This is a genomic window from Mycobacterium sp. IDUB_24 (assembly GCF_055419385.1).
Genome location: NZ_JBVAXO010000009.1, coordinates 214011 through 235388 on the forward strand (window position 1 = coordinate 214011; position 21378 = coordinate 235388).

Here is a 21378-nt window from a genome sequence, read left to right on the forward strand (position 1 = left end):
ATCCACGGTCCGGCGTCCCAATGAGATGGAATTGCGGGAAACGAGGCGACAAAGGGGACATACCAGGTTGAACGAGATCACGCCCCGTCCGGTTCAAGCACACCGCCTGAGCCGGATGTCCGGACGCGACCCGCACGAGCAGCACCGGGTGGCGAGTCCGTTGGAATTGCTGTTCGACCTGACGTTCGTGATCGCCTTCGGGGTGGCTGCCGCGCAGTTCGCGCATCTGATGGCCGAGGGCCATATGTCGGCCGGGCTCGTCGCCTTCGCCTTCGCTGCGTTCGCGATCTGGTGGGCATGGATGAACTTCACCTGGTTCGCCTCCGCCTACGACACCGACGACTGGGTCTACCGGGTGATGACGATGCTGCAGATGGTCGGCGTCATCATCCTCTCGCTCGGCATACCGGCGATGTTCGCCTCCGTCGACCACGGTGGGCACGTCGACAACTCGGTGCTGGTGGCCGGCTACGTGGTGATGCGAATTGCATTGGTGGGGCAGTGGTTACGGGCTGCCGCGCAAGATCCGCAACATCGGTCCGCCTGCCTGACGTACGCGTGTGCGGTCGTTGTCGCCCAGATCGGCTGGATAGTCCAGATCTTCGTTCAGGTCTCGGTCCCGGTCTTCTTCGTCACCGCCCTGGGGTTGGTGATAGTGGAGATCAGCGGACCGCTGCTGGCCGAGCGGCGCATGGGAGGCACGCCGTGGCATGCCCACCACGTGGCCGAGCGATACGGGTTGCTCGCGATCATCGCGCTGGGCGAAGGCGTGGTCGGCACCGTGGCGTCTTTGACGGCGGCAGTGGGGGAGCACGGCTGGTCCACCGATGCCATCCTGCTGGTAGCGGCCGGAACCGGCCTGACCTTCGGTATGTGGTGGGTGTATTTCCTGATTCCGGCCGGTGAGTTGCTGCACGCCAGGCGTCAGCTGTCGTTCTGGTACGGCTACCTGCACCTGGCGGTGTTCGGTGCGATCGTGGCCACCGGAGCGGGACTGCACGTGGCGGCCTACTACATCGAGGATCAGTCGAAGCTGGATTCCGTCGGCACCGTGCTGGCGGTGGCGATTCCGGTGGGCATCTACCTGCTCTCGATGTTCGTCATCTACTCATGTCTGGTGGGAGAGGTCGATCTGCTCCACGCACTGTTGCTGGCGCTGGCAGGGGCCGCGCTCGCCGCCGCAGTGGCGCTGGCCGCACACGGGATGTCGATGGCGCTGTGTCTGTTGGTGGTCACCGCGGCTCCGGTGGTGGTCGTCGTCGGGTTCGAGGCCGTCGGCCACCGGCATGCGGCGGCGATCGTCGACCGGCGTCTGGACATTCACCGACCCGGGTGAGTCTCGAAGCTCTCCAACAGCATTCGTTCCTGCTCGGCCGCGAGCAGGCGGCGCGTCTTGTGGCGGGTGATCAGGATTCCGATGGTGGCCAAGATCCACACCGCATACTGCACTGACCAGGCCACGCGGAAGGACGCGAACGAGTAGCTGTCCGTTCCGGACAGGATCAGACCCATGGCCTGCATCACCAGCAGTGCGGCCAGGAAACCGCCCATGTTCACCATGCCCTGCGCGGTACCGAGGGTGTGGCTCGGATTGAAGGTGCGGGCGAAGTCGAAGCCGACCATCGATCCGGGACCGCCCACCGAGATGACGACGATGAGTGCCACCAACAACCACACCGGCGCCGGACCGGGCAAGGCCAGCACCACGGTCCACACCAATGCATTGCTGGCGATGATCCAGAGCACCAGGCGTGACCGGCGGTGTGGATGGCGCCCGGTGAATATGCCGATCATGATCCCAGCCGAGATCGCGGCCACCACCGAGACGGTCAGCAGCGTGCCCGCGGCCGTCTCCGAAAGTCCCTGCGCGACGGTGAGATAGGGCACTCCCCACATCAACGCGAACACCGTCACCGAGAACTGGGTGCCCATGTGCGTGAAGAACCCGAGCCTGGTACCGGGTCGCAGCCAGACGGTCCTGATGCGAGACAGGGTGGTGTGCAGTGAGATCGGCTCGGACGTCATCGCCGACCCGTGTGGCGTGTTGCGGATCAGGGCCAGCGCCAACACGATTACCACAAGCCCGAATGCAGCGACCGACAGATAGGCGGGCGTCCAACCCTTTCCGGTGAGGATCGCCAGGAAAGGGACCGCGGACAGCACCTGGCCGAGCTGACCGCAGATGCCCGTCAACTGAGCCACCAAGGGGACCCGAGCCGGCTCGAACCAATAGGGCACCAGGCGGAGAACCGAGATGAAGGTCAGTGCGTCGCCAAGACCGACGATGGCGCGTGCGCCGATGGCCGCGGGTAGTGACTCGCTGAGCGCGAGCACCAATTGCCCGGCTGTCATCAGCGCCGCACCGCAGACGATGAGCAGGCGGGAACCGAAGCGGTCCAACAGCAGTCCGGCGGGAACCTGGGCCGCGGCGTAGACGATCACTTGCAACACGACGAACGTGGACAGCACACCGGGGCTTGCGGCAAATCTATCGGCGGCCTGCAGCCCCGAGACGCCGAGGGTGGTGCGGTCGAGAACGGCGATGATGTACGCGAGTAGTCCGGTGGCCCAAACGATCCAGGGACGCACGCGGGCACCTTTCGTCAAATGTGATTCGTGGGGCAGAGGTACATGCTCTCTCACCGTAGGCGGCGAAGCGACCAGAGTTCTCTGTGGCGGATGTGAATTTCGCCTCCGGGCCGGCTTTAGAGCGATTCATCGAGTTGGCTGAAACTGCACTCTCATGTATCAGGTAAGGGGAGCAGGTTGGCATATCCGCAGATGATCGCGTTATCGGCCAAATGCGGGGACGGCTGAATGCTGTAGCTGCGAATTCGCTCGCAACATTAACCGGGGAGTAGGGTGTCGGCATGAATCGCTGTTCAAACCGACGCGGGGGACGCCGGCTTGGTTGAGTACCGCCTTGAAGACCTGGCGCGCATTTCCGGCGTCAGCACTCGTAATATCCGCGCCTATCGTGAACGCGGCTTGCTCGATTCGCCGCGCCGCGTCGGGCGCTCGGCGTATTACGGTGAGCGGCACCTTGATCAGCTGACAGCGATCAGCCAGCTACTGGCCAAGGGTTTCAACTCGGCGCATATCGCCGAGTTCTTCGCCGCCTTGCGCGGCGGCAAGGATCTGTCCGACGCCTTGGGGCTCCAGGCCTCGGGCTGGTTCCGGCCGACGGCGCTGGCATTGAACGTCGACCCGGCCGGCGACGACGTCCAAGCGCTCGTCGAGTTCGGGTTGGTGCGCGTCGTGGACGACTCCGTCGAGGTGACAGATCCGGCGTTGGTCGCGCTCGTCGGTGACGCGGAGGACCATCGGCGCGTCGTCCGCAGCATGGCCCATGTCTGCCGGGCCACCGGCGTGGCGATCGATCACCTGGCCGAGTCGGTCGCTGCTGCGGTGGCCGAGTGTCGGGGCGGCGCTCCGGATGCCGGTCTGCCCGAGCTGGCCCGGGCAGTGGTCTCGGCCAGGGTGGACCGGGCCCTGCGTGCCGGCGTGGCCGCCGAGTAGACCGACCGCCAGGGCTGAATAGTTACCGACGGGTAAGATATTCCAGCAAACTTTTGGCTCGGACTGGCAGGATTCGCTAGACAGAATCGGCCCGATTGTCTGCTGGTTCACACTCGGTTCGCGGGCCCGGATGTGGCGAAAAATTTAGATAACGATTCGATAACAATACTGCCTTGATCTGCGCAGTTGTGGCTACTCGACCGTAACCACCTGCCAACAGGACGTTTGTCCCGAATGTCTTCGGGCGCCACTCGACGCGGCGTTACGTTACCGGCGGTTACCCATGCGTAGAACTCGCCAGTAACCAATCTGGACGGAAAAAGCCCACTGCCTCTTATGACACTCTTAGTACGGCGGGAATGTGAGTGGCGCCGTCCGGAGGGCTCCGGCGACACCGCGTTCCTCACCTGATTCGACGCTGAATCGCCGTTGGCTTGTCGCCGGGCAGCCACAACCGCCCAGACATGCAGACAGATACCTGAGACCGCACGCGACAGCCACACGCGACACCATTCACCGCAGAACCGCAGCAGCACCGAGGAGATAGCGCCAGTGACGATCTATGAACACGACCGGGTGTCCGCCGGTCGCAACGACGACTCAGGATCCGACGGTCGGCAGGCTGACTCCACCCACGCCCTGGTCGATCGGCTGAGCGCCGGTGAGCCCTACGCAGTCGCCTTCGGCGGTCAGGGCAGCGCCTGGCTGGAGACTCTCGAGGAGTTGGTGTCCTCGGCCGGTATCGAGGCCGAACTGGCGACCCTGGCCGGAGAGGCCGAGCTGCTGCTCGAGCCGGTCGCCGCCGAGCTCGTGGTCGTCCGGCCCATCGGCTTCGAGCCCCTGCAGTGGGTCCGCGCGCTGGCCGCCGAGGAGCCGGTGCCGTCCGACAAGCAGCTGACCTCCGCCGCTGTCTCGGTCCCGGGCGTCCTCCTCACCCAGATCGCCGCAGTGCGGGCGCTGGCCCGCCAGGGCATGGACCTGGCCGCAACCCCGCCGGTGGCCGTCGCCGGGCATTCTCAGGGCGTACTGGGCGTCGAGACACTGGCCGCCAAGGGTGCCAAGGACGTGCAGCTGCTGGCGCTGGCGCAGCTGATCGGTGCAGCGGGCACCCTGGTCGCGCGTCGCCGCGGGATCACCGTGCTCGGCGACCGCCCGCCGATGGTGTCGGTGACCAATGCCGAGCCCGAGCGCATCTACGAGCTGCTCGAAGAGTTCAGCCAGGACGTGCGCACCGTGCTGCCCCCGGTGCTGTCCATCCGCAACGGACGGCGCTCTGTTGTGATCACCGGCACACCCGAGCAGCTGTCGCGGTTCGAGCTGTACTGCAACCAGATCGCTGAGAAGGAAGAGGCCGAGCGCAAGAGCAAAGTCCGCGGCGGCGCCGTCTTCGCCCCGGTCTTCGACCCGGTGCAGGTCGAGGTCGGTTTCCACACGCCGCGTCTGGCCGACGGGATCGACATCGTCGCCCGTTGGGCAGAGGCCGTCGGCATCGACGTCAAGCTGGCCCGTGAGATGACCGAGGCCATTCTGGTCAGCCAGGTGGACTGGGTCGACGAGATCACCGAGATCAGCGACGCCGGAGCTCGATGGATTCTTGACCTCGGTCCCGGCGACATCCTGACCCGCCTGACCGCCCCGGTGGTCCGCGGACTCGGCATCGGAATCGTTCCCGCTGCAACCCGCGGTGGCCAGCGCAACCTGTTCACCATCGGCGCGGTGCCGGAGGTGGCCCGTCCGTGGTCCAGCTACGCCCCGACGGTCGTCAGCCTGCCGGACGGATCGGTCAAGCTCTCGACCAAGTTCACCCGGCTCACCGGACGCTCGCCGATCCTGCTGGCCGGTATGACCCCCACCACAGTGGACGCCAAGATCGTCGCGGCCGCAGCAAACGCCGGCCATTGGGCCGAACTCGCCGGTGGCGGACAGGTCACCGAGCCGATCTTCAACGATCGCATCGCCGAGTTGGGTGAGCTGCTGGAGCCCGGCCGGGCCATCCAGTTCAATACTTTGTTCCTCGATCCCTACCTGTGGAAGCTTCAGGTCGGTGGCAAGCGCCTGGTGCAGCGCGCCCGCCAGTCCGGTGCGCCGATCGACGGCGTCATCGTCAGCGCCGGTATCCCGGACCTCGAAGAGGCCGTCGAGCTGATCGGTGAACTCAACGATCTCGGTATCAGCCACGTGGTGTTCAAGCCGGGCACTGTCGAGCAGATCCGCTCGGTCATCCGAATCGCGGCCGAGGTGCCCACCAAGCCGGTGATCGTCCACATCGAAGGCGGCCGCGCCGGTGGCCACCACTCGTGGGAAGACCTCGACGACCTCCTGCTGGCCACCTATTCGGAGCTGCGCAGCCGGTCCAACATCACCATCTGCGTCGGCGGCGGCATCGGCACCCCCGAACGTTCGGCCGAGTACCTGTCCGGCCGCTGGTCGGCCGCCCACGGTTACCCGCTGATGCCGATCGACGGCATCCTGGTGGGCACCGCCGCGATGGCCACCCTCGAGGCCACCACGAGCCCGCAGGTCAAGCAGCTGCTGGTGGACACCAAGGGCACCGACACCTGGGTGGGTGCCGGCAAGGCCTCGGGCGGCATGGCGTCCGGACGCAGCCAGCTCGGCGCCGACATCCACGAGATCGACAACGCCGCATCGCGTTGTGGCCGGCTGCTCGACGAGGTGGCCGGCGACGCCGACGCCGTCGCCGCGCGCCGCGACGAGATCATCGCCGCGATGGCCAACACCGCCAAGCCGTACTTCGGTGATGTCGCCGACATGACCTACCTGCAGTGGTTGCGCCGCTACATCGAACTGTCCATCGGCGAGGGCAACAGCACCGCCGACACCAAGCGCGACCACTCACCGTGGCTCGACGTCACCTGGCGCGACCGCTTCGAGCAGATGCTCAAGCGTGCCGAAGCACGTTTGCACGCAAAGGATTTCGGCGCCATCGAGACGCTGTTCGACGCCTCCGGCGACGGCGAGGCGCTGCTGGAGGACCCGAAGGCCGCGCTGGCCGCGCTGGTCTCGGCCTACCCGGACGCCGCATCGGTGCAGCTGCACCCGGCCGATGTGCCGTTCTTCGTCGAGCTGTGCAAGACGCTGGGCAAGCCCGTCAACTTCGTTCCGGTGATCGACAAGGACGTGCGCCGCTGGTGGCGCAGCGATTCGCTGTGGCAGGCCCACGACGCGCGCTACGACGCCGATCAGGTCTGCGTCATCCCCGGCACCGAGGCCGTCGCCGGCATCACGCGCGTCGACGAGCCCGTCGGTGAGCTGCTGGACCGCTTCGAACAGACCGCCGTCGACCAGGCGTTGGCTGCCGGCGCTCAGCCGCAGGCCGTGCTGTCACGCCGCCAGGGCCGCGACGACGTGACCGGTCCGCTGGCCGTTCTGCTCGATGCCCCTGACGTGTTGTGGGCCGGTCGCACCTCGGTCAACCCGGTGCACCGGATCGCCCCTGCCAACGAGTGGTTGGTCCGCGAAGGATCGGCGAAGCGTTCCGCTTCCCATCCGTCCACCGGGGCCCGGCTTGAGGTTGCCGACGACCAGCATGTGCTGCTGTCGGTGCCACTGTCGGGGACCTGGATCGAGATCCGGTTCACCCTGACGGAGGCCATCCGCAGCGGTGGCGCACCGGTCGTCGAGGTCGCCGATGCCGCGACCGCCATGCGGTCGGTGCTCGCCATCGCCGCGGGTGTGGACGGTCCCGACGCACTGCCGTCGGTCGTCGACGGGACCGCCAAGGTCACCGTCGCCTGGAACCCCGAGCAGGTCGCCGACCACACCGGTGTCACTGCCACCTTCGGTGCCCCGCTGGCGCCGACCCTCACCGTCGTCCCCGACGCGCTCGTCGGTCGCTGCTGGCCCGCGGTGTTCGCCGCGATCGGCTCCGCCGCCACCGACTCCGGATTCCCGGTCGTCGAAGGTCTGCTGAGCCTGGTGCATCTGGACCACGCCGCTCACCTGTTGGCTGCTTTGCCGACCGAGCCTGCCGAATTGACCGTCACCGCAACAGCTTCGGCTGCCACCGACACCGAGGTGGGCCGGGTTGTCCCGGTCAACGTAACGGTGCGTGCCTCCGACGGCACCGAGTTGGCCAAGCTGGAGGAGCGGTTCGCGATCCGCGGCCGTACCGGCGAGGCCGAGCTGACCGATCCGGTTCGCGCCGGCGGCGCGATCTCGGACAACGCCACCGACACCCCGCGTCGCCGCCGGCGCGACATCACCGTCGGCGCACCCGTGGACATGCGGCCGTTCGCCGTGGTGTCCGGTGACCACAACCCGATCCACACCGACCGGGCGGCCGCGCTGCTGGCCGGTCTGGAATCGCCGATCGTGCACGGCATGTGGCTGTCGGCCGCAGCGCAGCACGTCGTGACCGCCACCGACGGCAAGCCGGTTCCGCCGGCCAAGCTGGTCGGCTGGACCGCCCGCTTCCTGGGCATGGTCAAGCCGGGCGATGAGGTGGACTTCCGCGTCGACCGAGTCGGAATCGATGTCGGCGCAGAGGTTGTCGAGGTTCAGGCCCGCATCGGCACCGAGCTGGTGATGGCCGCCACCGCACGCCTCGCGGCACCCAAGACCGTCTACGCGTTCCCCGGCCAGGGCATCCAGTCCAAGGGCATGGGCATGGAGGTACGGGCCCGGTCCAAGGCCGCGCGCAAGGTGTGGGACAAGGCCGACAAGTTCACCCGCGAGACGCTGGGCTTCTCGGTGCTGCACGTGGTTCGCGACAACCCGACGTCGCTGATCGCCTCCGGTGTGCACTACGAGCACCCCGAGGGCGTGCTGTACCTGACCCAGTTCACCCAGGTCGCCATGGCCACCACAGCTGCGGCCCAGGTTGCCGAGATGCGTGAGCAGGGCGCGTTCGTCGAGGGCGCGATCGCTTGCGGTCACTCCGTCGGTGAGTACACCGCGCTGGCCTGTGTGTCCGGCGTCATCGAACTCGAAGGTCTGCTGGAGGCGGTGTTCCACCGCGGCTCCAAGATGCACGACATCGTGCCGCGCGACGAGCGGGGTCGGTCCAATTACCGGCTCGCCGCCATCCGGCCGTCGCAGATCGACCTCGCCGACGACGACGTCGAGGACTTCGTCGCCGAAATCGCCGAGCGCACAGGTGAATTCCTGCAGATCGTCAACTTCAACCTGCGCGGTTCGCAGTACGCGATCGCCGGAACCGTGCGCGGCCTGGAAGCGCTGGAGGAAGAGGTCGAGCGTCGTCGCGAGATCAGCGGCGGCAAGCGCTCGTTCATCCTGGTGCCCGGCATCGACGTGCCGTTCCACTCCAGCGTGCTGCGGGTGGGTGTCGACGACTTCCGGCGCAGCCTCGAGCGGGTTCTGCCCCGCGACCGGGACCCGGAGCTCGTCGTCGGGCGCTATGTCCCGAACCTGGTGCCCCGGCCCTTCACACTGGACCGCGACTTCATTCAGGAGATCCGCGACCTGGTGCCGGCCGAGCCGCTCGACGAAATTCTCGCCGACTACGACACCTGGCGTAACGAGAAGCCCAGGGAGTTGATGCGCAAGGTCGTCATCGAGTTGCTGGCTTGGCAGTTCGCCAGCCCGGTGCGCTGGATCGAGACCCAGGACCTGCTGTTCATCGAGGAGGCCGCCGGCGGACTCGGCGTGGAGCGGTTCGTCGAGATCGGCGTGAAGAACGCGCCGACGGTCGCCGGCCTGGCCACCAACACGCTCAAGCTCCCCGAATTCGCCCACAGCACCGTCGAGGTGCTCAACGCCGAGCGCGATGCCGCGGTGCTCTTCGCCAGCGACACCGATCCGGAGCCTGAGCCTGATATCGAGGAAAGCCCAGCACCGGCTTCCGCAGAATCCGAGGCCGCTCCGGCTGCCGCGGCAGCCCCCGCCCCGGCCGCTCCTTCCGGCGGGCCCCGCCCCGACGACCTGGCTTTCGACGCAGCGGATGCCACCGTCGGCCTGATCGCATTGAGCGCCAAGATGCGCATCGACCAGATCGAGGGGCTGGACTCCATCGAGTCGATCACCGACGGTGCGTCCTCACGCCGCAACCAGCTGCTGGTAGACCTCGGCTCCGAGCTGAACCTCGGCGCCATCGATGGTGCCGCCGAAGCAGATCTGGGTGCGCTCAAGGGACAGGTCAGCAAGCTGGCCCGCACCTACAAGCCGTTCGGCCCGGTGCTCTCGGACGCCATCAACGATCAGCTGCGCACCGTGTTCGGTCCGTCGGGTAAGCGCCCGGCCTACATCGCCGAGCGCGTCACCAAGACCTGGGAGCTGGGTCCGGGCTGGGCCAAGCACGTCACCGTCGAGGTGGCACTGGGCACCCGTGAGGGCAGCAGCGTGCGTGGCGGCGACCTGGGTGCCCTGCACCCAGGCGCGCTGGCGAGTGCCGCCGACGTCGACAAGGTCATCGATGCTGCGGTGGTCGCGGTGGGCGCCCGCCAGGGTGTGCCGGTGAGCCTGCCCTCGGCCGGCGGTGCCGGGGCCGGCGGCGTGGTGGATTCGGCCGCGCTGAACGAGTTCGCCGAGAAGGTCACCGGTCCCGACGGCGTGCTGGCCTCGGCCGCGCGCCTGGTGCTGGGCCAGCTCGGCCTGGACGCTCCGGTCGGTGCCCCCGAGGCTGCGACCGACGCCGAGCTGATCGACCTGGTCACCACCGAACTCGGTTCGGACTGGCCGCGATTGGTGGCTCCGGCGTTCGACGCCAAGAAGGCCGTCGTGTTCGACGACCGCTGGGCCAGCGCCCGTGAGGACCTGGTCAAGCTGTGGCTGGCCGACGAGGGCGAGATCGACGCCGATTGGCAGCGCCTGTCGGAGCGGTTCGAAGGTGCCGGACATGTCGTTGCCACGCAGGCGAATTGGTGGCAAGGCAAGGCTCTGGCCGCCGGGCGCACCATCCATGCCTCGCTGTTCGGTCGCATCGCGGCCGGTGCGGAGAACCCTGGCAAGGGCCGCTACAGCAACGAGGTCGCAGTGGTGACCGGTGCGTCGAAGGGCTCCATCGCCTCGTCGGTCGTCGGGCAGCTGCTCGACGGCGGTGCCACCGTCGTCGCCACCACCTCGCGTCTGGACGACGACCGGCTCGCGTTCTACAAGAAGCTGTACCGCGAGAACGCCCGTTTCGGCGCCACCCTGTGGGTGGTCCCGGCCAACATGGCGTCCTACTCCGACATCGACAAGCTGGTCGAATGGGTCGGTAGTGAGCAGATCGAAAGCCTTGGGCCGCAATCGATCCACCTCAAGGATGCGCAGACCCCGACGCTGCTGTTCCCGTTCGCCGCACCGCGTGTGGCCGGGGACCTCTCGGAGGCGGGTTCACGCTCCGAGATGGAGATGAAGGTCCTGCTGTGGGCCGTGCAGCGGCTCATCGGTGGCCTGTCGACGATCGGCGCCGAGCGTGACATCGCCTCGCGCCTGCACGTGGTGCTGCCGGGCTCGCCCAACCGCGGCATGTTCGGTGGCGACGGTGCCTACGGCGAAGCGAAGTCGGCGCTCGACGCGTTGGTGACCCGCTGGAGCGCGGAGTCCTCATGGGCCGAGCGGGTCAGCTTGGCGCACGCACTCATCGGCTGGACCAAGGGCACCGGGCTGATGGGGCACAACGATGCCATCGTCAGCGCGGTGGAAGAGGCCGGTGTCACCACCTACAGCACCGCGGAGATGGCGGCCATGCTGCTGAACCTCTGCACGGTGGAGTCGAAGGTGGCTGCGGCTAGTTCTCCGATCAAGGTGGATCTGACCGGTGGTCTCGGCGACGTCAAGATCGACATGGCCGAGCTGGCCGCCAAGGCTCGCGAGGACATGTCAAGTGCGGCAGCCGAGTCCGAGGAGGAGGACGAGACTGGTGTCCTGGCGGCCCTGCCGTCCCCGCCGCGCGGACACAATCCGGCGCCCGCGCCGGAGTGGGCCGACCTCGATGTCGATCCGGCCGATCTGGTGGTCATCGTCGGTGGTGCCGAGCTCGGGCCGTACGGCTCGTCGCGCACCCGCTTCGAGATGGAGGTCTCCGGCGAGTTGTCGGCGGCCGGCGTGCTGGAGCTGGCCTGGACGACCGGTCTGGTCAAGTGGGAAGACGATCCCAAGGCCGGCTGGTACGACACCGAGACCGGTGAGCTGGTGCCCGAATCGGAGATCGTAGAGCGCTACCACGACGCTGTCGTAGAGCGTTGCGGCATCCGCGAATTCGTGGACGACGGCGCGATCGACCCCGATCACGCCTCGCCGCTGCTGGTCAGCGTGTTCCTGGACAAGGACTTCAGCTTCGTCGTGTCCAGCGAGGCCGACGCCCGGGCGTTCGTGTCCTTCGACCCCGAGCACACGGTGGCCCTGCCGGTACCGGATTCCGGCGACTGGCAGGTGATCCGTAAGGCGGGCACCGAGATTCGGGTTCCGCGCAAGACCAAGCTATCGCGCACGGTCGGCGCCCAGATCCCCACCGGGTTCGACCCGACGGTGTGGGGCATCACCCCGGACATGGCCAATTCCATCGACCGGGTGGCGCTGTGGAACATCGTCGCGACCGTGGATGCGTTCCTGTCCTCGGGCTTCACCCCGACCGAGCTGATGCGTTGGGTGCACCCGAGCCTCGTGGCCTCCACACAGGGCACCGGCATGGGCGGCATGACCTCGATGCAGACCATGTACCACGGCAACCTGCTGGGTAAGGCCAAGCCGAACGACATCCTGCAGGAGGTGCTGCCGAACGTTGTTGCGGCACACGTCATGCAGTCCTACGTCGGCGGCTACGGCGCCATGGTCCACCCGGTGGGTGCCTGCGCCACCGCGGCCGTCTCGGTCGAGGAGGGGGTCGACAAGATCCGTCTCGGTAAGGCCGACCTGGTGGTGGCCGGCGGCTTCGACGACCTGACCCTGGAAGCCATCATCGGCTTCGGTGACATGGCGGCCACCGCCGACACCGAGATGATGCGTGCCAAGGGCATCAGCGATTCGAAGTTCTCCCGCGCCAACGACCGTCGTCGTCTCGGCTTCCTGGAGGCACAGGGCGGTGGCACCATCCTGCTGGCCCGCGGTGACCTGGCCGTCAAGATGGGCCTGCCGGTGCTGGCTGTCGTCGGTTACGCGCAGAGCTTCGCCGACGGTGTGCACACCTCGATCCCGGCTCCCGGACTCGGTGCTCTCGGCGCCGGCCGTGGCGGCAAGGATTCGCAGCTGGCCCGTTCGCTGGCCAAGCTGGGTGTGGGCGCCGACGACATCGCGGTGATCTCCAAGCACGACACCTCGACACTGGCCAACGATCCCAACGAGACCGAGCTGCACGAGCGGCTGGCGGACTCGATGGGCCGCTCGCAGGGCGCGCCGCTCTTCATCGTCAGCCAGAAGACGCTGACCGGTCACGCCAAGGGTGGCGCGGCGGTGTTCCAGATGATGGGCCTGTGCCAGATCCTGCGCGACGGCGTCATCCCGCCGAACCGCAGCCTGGACTGCGTGGACGACGAGCTGGCCACCTCAGGCCACTTCGTCTGGGTGCGCGAGGCTCTCGACCTGCGCGGGAAGTTCCCGCTCAAGGCCGGTCTGGTCACCAGCCTCGGGTTCGGCCACGTGTCGGGTCTGGTTGCCCTGGTGCACCCGGAGGCGTTCATCGCGGCGCTGGATCCGGCCGAGCGCGACGATTACCGCAAGCGTGCCGAGCAGCGCACGCTGGCTGGTCAGCGCCGGTTGGCCGGGGCGATCGCCGGTGGGCGTCCGATGTACGAGAAGCCCGCCGATCGCCGGTTCGACCACGATGTACCGGAGAAGCGTCAGGAAGCCGCGATGTTGCTGAATGCCGACGCCCGACTCGGTGACGACGATCTGTATGTGCGGTGACGGCGTGCACGGAGAGGTGAGCTAGGTTCGCTTGCATGGCGATTGTGGGAGTAGGCATCGATCTGGTTTCCATACCCGATTTCGCCGAGCAGGTGGACCGGCCGGGAACTGTATTCGCCGAGACGTTCACGCCTGGTGAGCGCCGGGACGCCGCGGACAAGAGTTCGTCGGCGGCCCGGCACCTGGCGGCCCGGTGGGCAGCCAAGGAGGCTGTGATCAAGGCCTGGTCGAGTTCACGGTTCTCGAAGCGACCGGCCCTGCCGGAGGGGATCCACCGCGACATCGAGGTGGTCACCGACATGTGGGGTCGTCCCAAGGTGCGGCTGTCCGGTGAGATCGCCAAGCACCTTGAGAGCGTGACGATTCACGTGTCGCTCACCCATGAGGCCGACACCGCCGCCGCGGTGGCGATCATCGAGGAGCCCTAACCTTTCTCCGGCGAGCAACTACGCTCGTCAGCATGAGTGACGTGGTGGCGCGGGTGCAGCAGGTGTTGCCGTCGGTACGGTCCGATCTGGAGGATCTGGTCCGCATCCAATCGGTATGGGCCGATCCGGCGCGCCGGGACGAGGTGCACCGCAGCGCCGAGGCGGTCGCAAAGCTGTTGTCCGACGCAGGTTTCCCCGACGTTCGTATCGTCAGCGAGGGCGGTGCGCCTGCCGTCATCGCGCACTACCCGCCCCCTGCAGGGGCGCCGACGGTGCTGCTGTACGCCCACCACGACGTGCAGCCCGAAGGGGATCCAGCCCAGTGGAACTCCGCGCCGTTCGAGCCGACCGAGCGTGACGGCCGGCTCTACGGTCGTGGCACCGCCGACGACAAGGCCGGGATCGCAACACATCTGGCCGCGATACGCGCCTTCGACGGCAAACCGCCGGTGGGCGTGACGGTGTTCGTCGAGGGCGAGGAGGAATCCGGATCGCCGTCGTTGGCAGCACTGCTCGGTGCTCATCATGAGGCGCTGGCGGCCGACGTCATCGTCATCGCCGACTCCGACAACTGGAGCACCGAGATCCCCGCCTTGACCGTGACCCTGCGTGGCCTGGCGGACTGTGTCGTCGAAGTGGCCACCCTGGACCACGGCCTGCATTCGGGCCTGTGGGGCGGGGTGGTGCCGGATGCGTTGAGCGTGTTGGTACGACTGCTCGCGAGCCTGCACGACGACGACGGCAATGTCGCGGTCGCCGGTTTGCACGAGGGTCCGCGGCCGGCCGCCGGGGACAATGGGGCGGACCGCGGTCCCGACTGGGTCCGGCAAGAATCCGGCCTGCTGGACGGCGTGTCCGAAATCGGTTCCGGCTCAGTGGTGCAACGCATGTGGGCCAAACCCGCCGTCACCGTCATCGGCATCGACACCACACCCATCGACAAGTCGTCGAACACCCTTATCCCACGCGCCCGCGCCAAGATCAGCATGCGGGTCGCGCCCGGCGGCGACGCGCACGCGCATCTGGACGCGTTGACCCGTCACCTCGAAGCCCATGCGCCCTGGGGTGCCCAGGTCACCGTCACCCCGGGCGACGTCGGTCAGCCCTATGCGATCGACGCCTCGGGGTCGGTGTACGACGCGGCGCGCACGGCGTTCCGCACCGCCTGGGGCACCGATCCGGTGGACATGGGCATGGGCGGATCGATTCCGTTCATCGCCGAATTCGCCGAAGCCTTCCCGGCCGCGACGATTCTGGTGACCGGTGTCGAGGACCCCGGAACCCAGGCGCACAGCGTGAACGAAAGCCTGCACCTGGGCGTGCTGCACAAAGCGGCGACGGCCGAAGCGCTCCTGCTCGAAGCGCTGGCCCCCTAGACCGAGAGGTCGCGGCGCAACTTGGCGACGTGACCGGTGGCCCGCACGTTGTACTGCGCGACGGCGATCTTGCCCTTCTCGTCGACGAGGAAGGTGGAACGGATCACGCCCTGAACGGTCTTGCCGTACATGGTCTTTTCGCCGAACGCACCCCAGGCTGTCAGTACCTCGCGGGAGGGATCGGACAGCAACGGGAAGGTGAGCTCCTCCTTGTCGCGGAACTTGGCAAGCTTTTCCGGCTTGTCGGGGGAGATGCCCACGACGTCGAGGCCGGCGCCATTGAGTTCGGCGAGGCTGTCACGGAAATCGCACGCCTGCTTGGTGCATCCGGGCGTGGACGCAGCGGGGTAGAAGTACACGATGACCTTGCGGCCCTTGTAGTCGGAGAGTTTGACGACGTTGCCGTCGGCGTCGGGCAGGCTGAAAGCGGGGGCGGTGTCTCCAACCTCGAGGCGCGGGGTTGCCGGCATGTGTAGGTATCCCTTCTTGTCGACCGGTTCCGTCGTCACGGTGCCGGCTGATCTAGGGTAGTGCGGCAGGGCAGCACGACATGGAGCGGCTTGGAGGAGCAAACAGTGGCGAACCGGGACCCGGAGAGCATCAAGCGGGACATCGATCAGGCTCGCGATCAGCTGGCGGTGACTGTCGACTCCCTGGCAGAGCGGGCCAACCCCCAGCGTCTGGCCGACGATTTCAAGTCGGCAGTGGTCGGCTTCATCAAGAAGCCTGCGGTGACGGCGTCATTGGCCGGTGCAGGACTACTGGTGGTGGTCGTCGTCGTGCGACGGATCAAGCGGCGCTGAGCAGATCCGCAGGGCACGTCGTGTGCCCTGCGGTGATTCGCCGCTCAGCGGCTCGCGCTGAATACGCCGCTCAGCGGCTCGCGCTGAATACGCCGCTCAGCGGCGGCGGAACAGGAGCCAGTCCGCCAACGAGAAACTCGGGGGATTGGCGACGCGACCCAGGCGGCTGCAGGTGTACACCATGACGGGCTGGTTCGCAGCAACAAACGCGGCGGTTGATACAGCTGTGAGATCGGCGCCATCTGCGGTAGCCATCAGCTAACACCCCTCATCTTGACGCAATCGTCACGCGGTACCGGATCACAATAAATCAGCTAACTTGAGATTAACACGGTTTCTGCCGTCTGACCAGCGGAAGTGCTGGAGTCTGATACTCAGCAGTAACTTACGACTACGTCAACAATTCAGCCTCGTCAATAATTGCCAAGTTGCGTGACGGCTATCAGCACACCATCGTGATATGTCGTCGACGGGCTGCGGGCTGTTACAGGGACCGCTCACCGCAAATTCGACGGGCGCCGCTGGTGGCGGATGGAAGCGCGCGCGGGTGAAATTCTTTCTTGCAGTGAGAAGTTTGCTGCGTTGTTGGCGTCACGCGACGCGCCGACGGCCTCTCTGCCCTGATCCACGCTGATTTCGTGGGGAAAACGATTGGCAAACACGGGTCCGTCTGGTAATCGCCGGTCCTCTGCGCAACTCGGCGCCGAATGGGCGCGGTAGCTGAAATCTGCTGCATAGCAGGGCGGGAACGGCTCTTTCTCGCCGAACCGGTTGCTAGTGCATAGGTGTCCAGCTAAGGTCGAGGTCGGGTCAGGATCGGGGAGGCGGGCCTGGGTCTCGATCCAGACCGCAACACGGGACGATCGCGTGACAAGGGGGTATTGCGTTGCAGCTAACTTATTTTCCGTTTGCCAGGATTGCTGCATGGGCTATCGCCGGTAGAGCGAATCCCGACGGACTCGTCGTCGGGATTCGCTGATAACACCCGATGGCTCATGTCGAACCTCCAAATGGCGATGTGGGCCGTGGTCACACCGACTGGAGGTAGCCATATGGCGCATGTGAGTGATGAAACCCTGGGAGACCTACGCAGGGAGCTCGACCGATTCAAGAGCGAGCAGTACCGGGATCACGGCTACGCTGCCGCGCATCTGGCGGGTGCCGTGGAGATGTTGTTGGAAGAGGCTGAATCCAGTGTCGGTGACCGGCTGGCCGAGAGGTACCGAGCCTGATAGATGCACGGTCCCAGTAACTCTGAAACGCTGAAACGCAAAAACCCTGCCGAGGCAGGGTTTTTGGTTGGTGCGCCGTCAGGGTTTCGAACCCCGGACCCGCTGATTAAGAGTCAGCTGCTCTACCAACTGAGCTAACGGCGCGCGTGAGAGACAATAACAGGAGTTTCACTCAACAGTGAAATCCGCTGGTGGCGGCCTTGGAGCCAGGTTCAGGTCGGCCCGATCCCGTCGGAACCCTTAGACTATTGCCAAGATTTGCTATCGACCGTTCGAGGGGTGGGACGAACATGGGGCAGGCCCAGACGCTGACCCGTCCGTATCGGGGTGTGTTCCGGCGGGCGGTGGTTGCCATGGTGCCGGCGATGATGTTGGGCCTGACGGCATGCGGGGGCGAAAACCCACAGGGGCCTCCGCCGGTGATCACTGACAAGGGCACGCCTTATGGCGACTTGTTGGTGCCCAGGGTGAATGCGTCGGTGACAGACGGCGCCGTCGGGGTGACCGTCGACGCGCCGGTCACGGTGAGCGCTGAGAACGGCGTGCTCGGTGGGGTCACCATGACCAATGAAGAGGGCGCCAGCGTCGCGGGGAAGTTCAGTGCCGACGGGCTGACGTGGTCGACCACCGATCCGCTCGACTACAACGAGCAGTACACCCTCAACGCGCAGTCACTGGGACTCGGTGGCGTCGCCAACCGCCGGCTGCGGTTCGAGACGCATTCGCCGGCCAATCTGACGATGCCTTACCTCCTGCCGAACGACGGGGAAGTGGTCGGGGTTGGTCAGCCGGTGGCAATCCGCTTCGACGAGAACATCTCCGACCGCCTGGCCGCCCAGCGCGCCGTCACCGTCAAGACCAATCCGCCGGTCGAGGGTGCGTTCTACTGGCTCAACAACCGCGAAGTGCGCTGGCGCCCAGCCAAATATTGGAAGCCCGGCACCTCGGTGGACGTGACTGTCAACACTTACGGCGTCGCGTTGGGTGACGGGCTGTTCGGCCAAGGGAACGTCACGACCCACTTCACGGTCGGCGACGAGGTGATCGCGTCCGCCGACGACACCACCAAGACCCTGACCGTCAGGCGCAACGGCGAGGTCGTCAAGGCGATGCCGATCTCCATGGGCAAGAACAGTTCTCCGACCAACAACGGGGTCTACATCGTCGGTGAGCGCTTCGACCATCTGGTGATGGATTCGTCGACCTACGGGGTGCCGGTCAACTCGCCCAACGGTTATCGCACCGAGGTCGACTTCGCGACCCAGATGTCTTACAGCGGTATCTATGTGCACGGCGCCCCGTGGTCGGTCGGCAGCCAGGGGTACAGCAATGTAAGCCACGGATGTCTGAATGTCAGTACGTCCAACGCCCGCTGGTTCTACGAGAACACCAAACGCGGCGACATCGTCGAGGTCGTCAACACGGTGGGCCCGGTGTTGCCGGGCACCGAGGGCCTGGGGGACTGGAACATCCCGTGGGACCAGTGGCGCACCGGCAACGCCGCCACCTGAGCCGATTACCCCTGCGGTAATCGACACCCCGCCGCGAATCGGTGAATCTGACTGAGTCCCAGTCAATTACCGTGAAAGAGGCGATATGGCCGAGCTCAACGACACCGTTACCGCGTACCTCGACACCTGGAATGCCACCGATTCTGGCCATCGGCGGGCCCTGTTGGAACGGCACTGGTCACAGGGCGTCACGTACACCGATCCGCTGGCCGAGGTGAGTGGACACGACGGGCTTTCCGCTGCCATCGACGCGGTCCACTCCCAGTTCCCGGGATTCGTGTTCTCACTCGTCAGCGGGCCCGACACCCACCACCGGCAGGCGCGATTCCAGTGGGGGCTGGGGCCGAGCGACGCCGATCCCGTGGTCGTCGGATTCGATGTGCTCGCCACTGACGGCGACGGCCGGATCCAGACCGTGCTGGGCTTCCTGGACCAGGTGCCCGCGGAGACTATTCCGCCGCGCGCCCAAGCGCCGCAAGCGATTCAGCGATGAAGTCGGTGCCGAACGGTGGCATCCCGCCGATCTGGTCGCGGAAGCTCTGCGGGGTGTCGGTCCAGTCGTAGGTGATGGTGACGTCGGTCTGTTCGCCGTTCGGGGCCAGGTCGTAGCGCCAGGACCAACCCCCCGGGGCGTGGTGGCCGTCTTCGTCCAGCTGACCGGGCAACCATTCGATGGTGCGATCCCGGTCGAAGACGGTCACCAGGTTGTGCATGACGTAGTGGCCGCCGGCGGCCGGCAGGAACATGTTGATCGCGAAGATCTGGCCGGTCCCGGTGATCGGCTGGGGATCGATCGCGTCGCGCACCCAGTCGCCGGGCTCGGTCTCGCAGTGGCGGGCCGGGTCGGCCAGGACGGCGAACACCTCCGCCGGCGAGGCCGAGATGGTGCGGGTGAGAACGTAGCGCTGTTGGTCGGTGGATGCGGTCATCAGGAGTCCTTTCCATACAGGCGGGCGATGTCAGGGCTGTCCAACCAGCCCGAGTATGTGGGGCGCGACGGCCACCCTTCCGGCGAATCCAGCCATTCCTCTTGGCGGCCGTAGGGCAGCAGGTCGATCAGGGCGAAGGAGTGGCTGAGTTGCTCGGTGCCACGGCCATTTGTGTGCCAGGTGCGATACACGGTCTCCCCGTCGCGCAGAAACACGTTGACGGCGAAACCGTCGTTCGGTGCGGCGTCGACGTCGGTGCCGAACGAACTCTCCGGCGACGAGTACCACTCCATCCGGTTACCCACCTTGTCGCGATAGGTCAGCGCCTCCTCGATCGGACCGTTGGTGACGATCACGAAGCGGGCGTCATAGTTGTCCAGGAAGTCGAGTCGCGTGAACTGCGAGGTGAAGCCCGTGCAACCGCCGCACTGCCATTCCGCGCCGTCGGTCCACATGTGGTGGTAGGTGATCAGCTGCGTGCGGCCGTCGAACACGTCGGCCAGCCGCACCGGGCCGTCCGCGCCGATCAGCGTGTAGTCGGGCAACTCCACCATCGGCAGTCTCCGTCGCGCTGCGGCGATCGCGTCCAACTCCCGGGTGGCGGCCTTCTCCCGGCGCCGCAAGTCGCCGAGCGCGGTCTGCCAGGTCTGCGGGTCGACTATCGGAGGCTTTCCTGTCGTCATCTCGGTCGTCATTGTGGGCTCCTCGACTGGCATCTGGTGAAAACACGGTCTCTCAAGTGGACCCACCGCGCGGCCGGAACTCATCGCACCCGGTAATGTCCGACGAGCGAAGGGTGACCTAACACCTCGAGATGAACCATGGAGGTTGATCCAGAATGAGCGGTCAGCGAGCCGATGCAGCTGGGCTGCGTCTCCTCGTCGTCGGTGCCTCGTCGGGCATCGGCCACGCTGTTGCGGTCAGTGCCACCGAACGCGGTGCCAAGGTTGCCGTGGCCGCGCGACGTATCGACCTGCTGAATTCCCTGGCCGATGCCATCGGTGGCTTCGCCTACGAACTTGACGTCGAGGACTCCGCAGCCATCGGTCGCGTGGTCAACGAGGCGGCGGATGCGCTGGGCGGTCTGGATGCCGTGGTGTTCACCAGCACGGTGATCCCCTTCGCCCACATCGAGGACACCGACGTCGCTACCTGGTTGCACGCATTCAGCGTCAACACCGTCGGTGCCAACAACGTGCTGCGTGCCGCGGAGCCCCGACTGACCGAGAACGGCGTGGTCCTGGTCGCCTCCAGTCATGACGTGGGCCGGCCACGAGCCGGCGTAGCGGCCTACAGCGCGAGCAAGGCCGCTCTCGACGAGATCCTGCATTCCTGGCGCAGTGAGCATCCGGAACTGTCGTTGATTCGGGTGGGCATCGGTCCGACCGACGACACCGAGATCCTGCGTGGCGCCGACCGTGACCTGCTGGATCAACTGCTCAAGACGTGGGTGGCCCAGGGCGCACTGCCGGCCCGGATGTCGGCCCTGCGCGATGTCGCCAACACTTTGGTGTCATTGGTGACCACTGCTTACGAGAATCCGACTGTGGTGCCCGAGATCGTGCAACTCGCCCCGCGGATCAAGAAGGGCACAGGGCGCGCGTCGAAGTAGCGCTCAGCCGGGCTGTCCCGGTATTCGGGCAAACACATTTTGCACTGCCCGACTGTTGGCGGTGAACCGTTGGTGACCGCTGTGGTCGGCCGTATGCCTATCGGGCGAGGCTGACGCCTGGGGGCTCCTTGCCTCACGACTCCGCGTCCATAGCCAGATGCCTT

14 protein-coding genes and 1 tRNA gene are annotated in these 21378 nt (G+C 66.4%); 10 read left to right on the forward strand and 5 right to left on the reverse strand.

All coding sequences use genetic code 11. The annotated features are described in order from the left end of the window. Positions 1 to 115: 115 nt before the first annotated feature. The gene (locus tag ACZYZF_RS27910) at positions 116 to 1336 is read left to right on the forward strand and encodes a low temperature requirement protein A (RefSeq protein ID WP_463747306.1); all 1221 of its coding nucleotides are present in this window, start codon (positions 116 to 118) and stop codon (positions 1334 to 1336) included. Here ACZYZF_RS27910 and ACZYZF_RS27915 read toward each other — a convergent pair. Beyond that, on the reverse strand, positions 1321 to 2589 hold the full coding sequence (locus tag ACZYZF_RS27915) for an MFS transporter (RefSeq protein ID WP_463747305.1): 1269 nt from the start codon (positions 2587 to 2589) through the stop codon (positions 1321 to 1323). The two genes, ACZYZF_RS27910 and ACZYZF_RS27915, sit on opposite strands and share 16 nt — an antisense overlap. A 318-nt stretch (positions 2590 to 2907) precedes the next feature. Between ACZYZF_RS27915 and ACZYZF_RS27920 the strand changes: the two genes are divergently transcribed. From ACZYZF_RS27920 to ACZYZF_RS27935, 4 genes are all read left to right on the forward strand, one after another. After that, a complete protein-coding gene (locus ACZYZF_RS27920) occupies positions 2908 to 3519 on the forward strand; it encodes a MerR family transcriptional regulator (RefSeq protein WP_463747304.1) in 612 nt (203 codons plus the stop codon). Positions 3520 to 4071: 552 nt separating this feature from the next. Beyond that, a complete protein-coding gene (locus tag ACZYZF_RS27925) occupies positions 4072 to 13323 on the forward strand; it encodes a fatty acid synthase subunit beta domain-containing protein (protein ID WP_463747303.1) in 9252 nt (3083 codons plus the stop codon). Positions 13324 to 13358: 35 nt separating this feature from the next. Beyond that, on the forward strand, positions 13359 to 13751 hold the full coding sequence (gene acpS / locus ACZYZF_RS27930; protein ID WP_044522422.1) for a holo-ACP synthase AcpS: 393 nt from the start codon (positions 13359 to 13361) through the stop codon (positions 13749 to 13751). Positions 13752 to 13783: 32 nt separating this feature from the next. Beyond that, positions 13784 to 15127, forward strand: coding sequence for a M20/M25/M40 family metallo-hydrolase (locus tag ACZYZF_RS27935; protein ID WP_463747302.1), 1344 nt, complete (start codon positions 13784 to 13786; stop codon positions 15125 to 15127). Here ACZYZF_RS27935 and bcp read toward each other — a convergent pair. Next, positions 15124 to 15597 carry a thioredoxin-dependent thiol peroxidase gene (gene bcp, locus ACZYZF_RS27940; protein ID WP_463747500.1) on the reverse strand — a complete coding sequence of 158 codons (474 nt, stop codon included), beginning with the start codon at positions 15595 to 15597 and terminating at the stop codon, positions 15124 to 15126. The genes ACZYZF_RS27935 and bcp overlap by 4 nt on opposite strands. Before the next feature lie 105 nt (positions 15598 to 15702). Between bcp and ACZYZF_RS27945 the strand changes: the two genes are divergently transcribed. After that, positions 15703 to 15930 (forward strand): DUF3618 domain-containing protein, encoded by a 228-nt coding sequence (locus ACZYZF_RS27945; protein ID WP_463747301.1) that lies wholly within the window; start codon positions 15703 to 15705, stop codon positions 15928 to 15930. A gap of 1052 nt (positions 15931 to 16982) precedes the next feature. Further along, complete coding sequence (locus ACZYZF_RS27950; RefSeq protein ID WP_463747300.1) at positions 16983 to 17162, forward strand: hypothetical protein; 180 nt, start codon at positions 16983 to 16985, stop codon at positions 17160 to 17162. 68 nt (positions 17163 to 17230) lie between these two features. Here ACZYZF_RS27950 and ACZYZF_RS27955 read toward each other — a convergent pair. After that, a tRNA-Lys gene (locus ACZYZF_RS27955) sits at positions 17231 to 17306 on the reverse strand. Positions 17307 to 17452: 146 nt separating this feature from the next. On the opposite strand from ACZYZF_RS27955, the gene ACZYZF_RS27960 reads away from it, so the two are divergent. Next, positions 17453 to 18673, forward strand: coding sequence for a L,D-transpeptidase (locus ACZYZF_RS27960; protein WP_463747299.1), 1221 nt, complete (start codon positions 17453 to 17455; stop codon positions 18671 to 18673). Between the two features lie 85 nt (positions 18674 to 18758). Beyond that, a complete protein-coding gene (locus tag ACZYZF_RS27965) occupies positions 18759 to 19166 on the forward strand; it encodes a nuclear transport factor 2 family protein (RefSeq protein WP_463837412.1) in 408 nt (135 codons plus the stop codon). On the opposite strand, the gene ACZYZF_RS27970 is transcribed toward ACZYZF_RS27965, so the two are convergent. After that, a complete protein-coding gene (locus ACZYZF_RS27970; protein ID WP_463747297.1) occupies positions 19123 to 19602 on the reverse strand; it encodes an SRPBCC family protein in 480 nt (159 codons plus the stop codon). The two genes, ACZYZF_RS27965 and ACZYZF_RS27970, sit on opposite strands and share 44 nt — an antisense overlap. Further along, positions 19602 to 20285, reverse strand: coding sequence for a DUF899 domain-containing protein (locus ACZYZF_RS27975; protein WP_463837461.1), 684 nt, complete (start codon positions 20283 to 20285; stop codon positions 19602 to 19604). The genes ACZYZF_RS27970 and ACZYZF_RS27975 overlap by 1 nt, the downstream gene beginning before the upstream one ends. Positions 20286 to 20440: 155 nt before the next feature. On the opposite strand from ACZYZF_RS27975, the gene ACZYZF_RS27980 reads away from it, so the two are divergent. After that, positions 20441 to 21214, forward strand: a complete 774-nt coding sequence (locus ACZYZF_RS27980) for an SDR family oxidoreductase (protein ID WP_463747296.1) — start codon at positions 20441 to 20443, stop codon at positions 21212 to 21214. Positions 21215 to 21378: the final 164 nt, after the last annotated feature.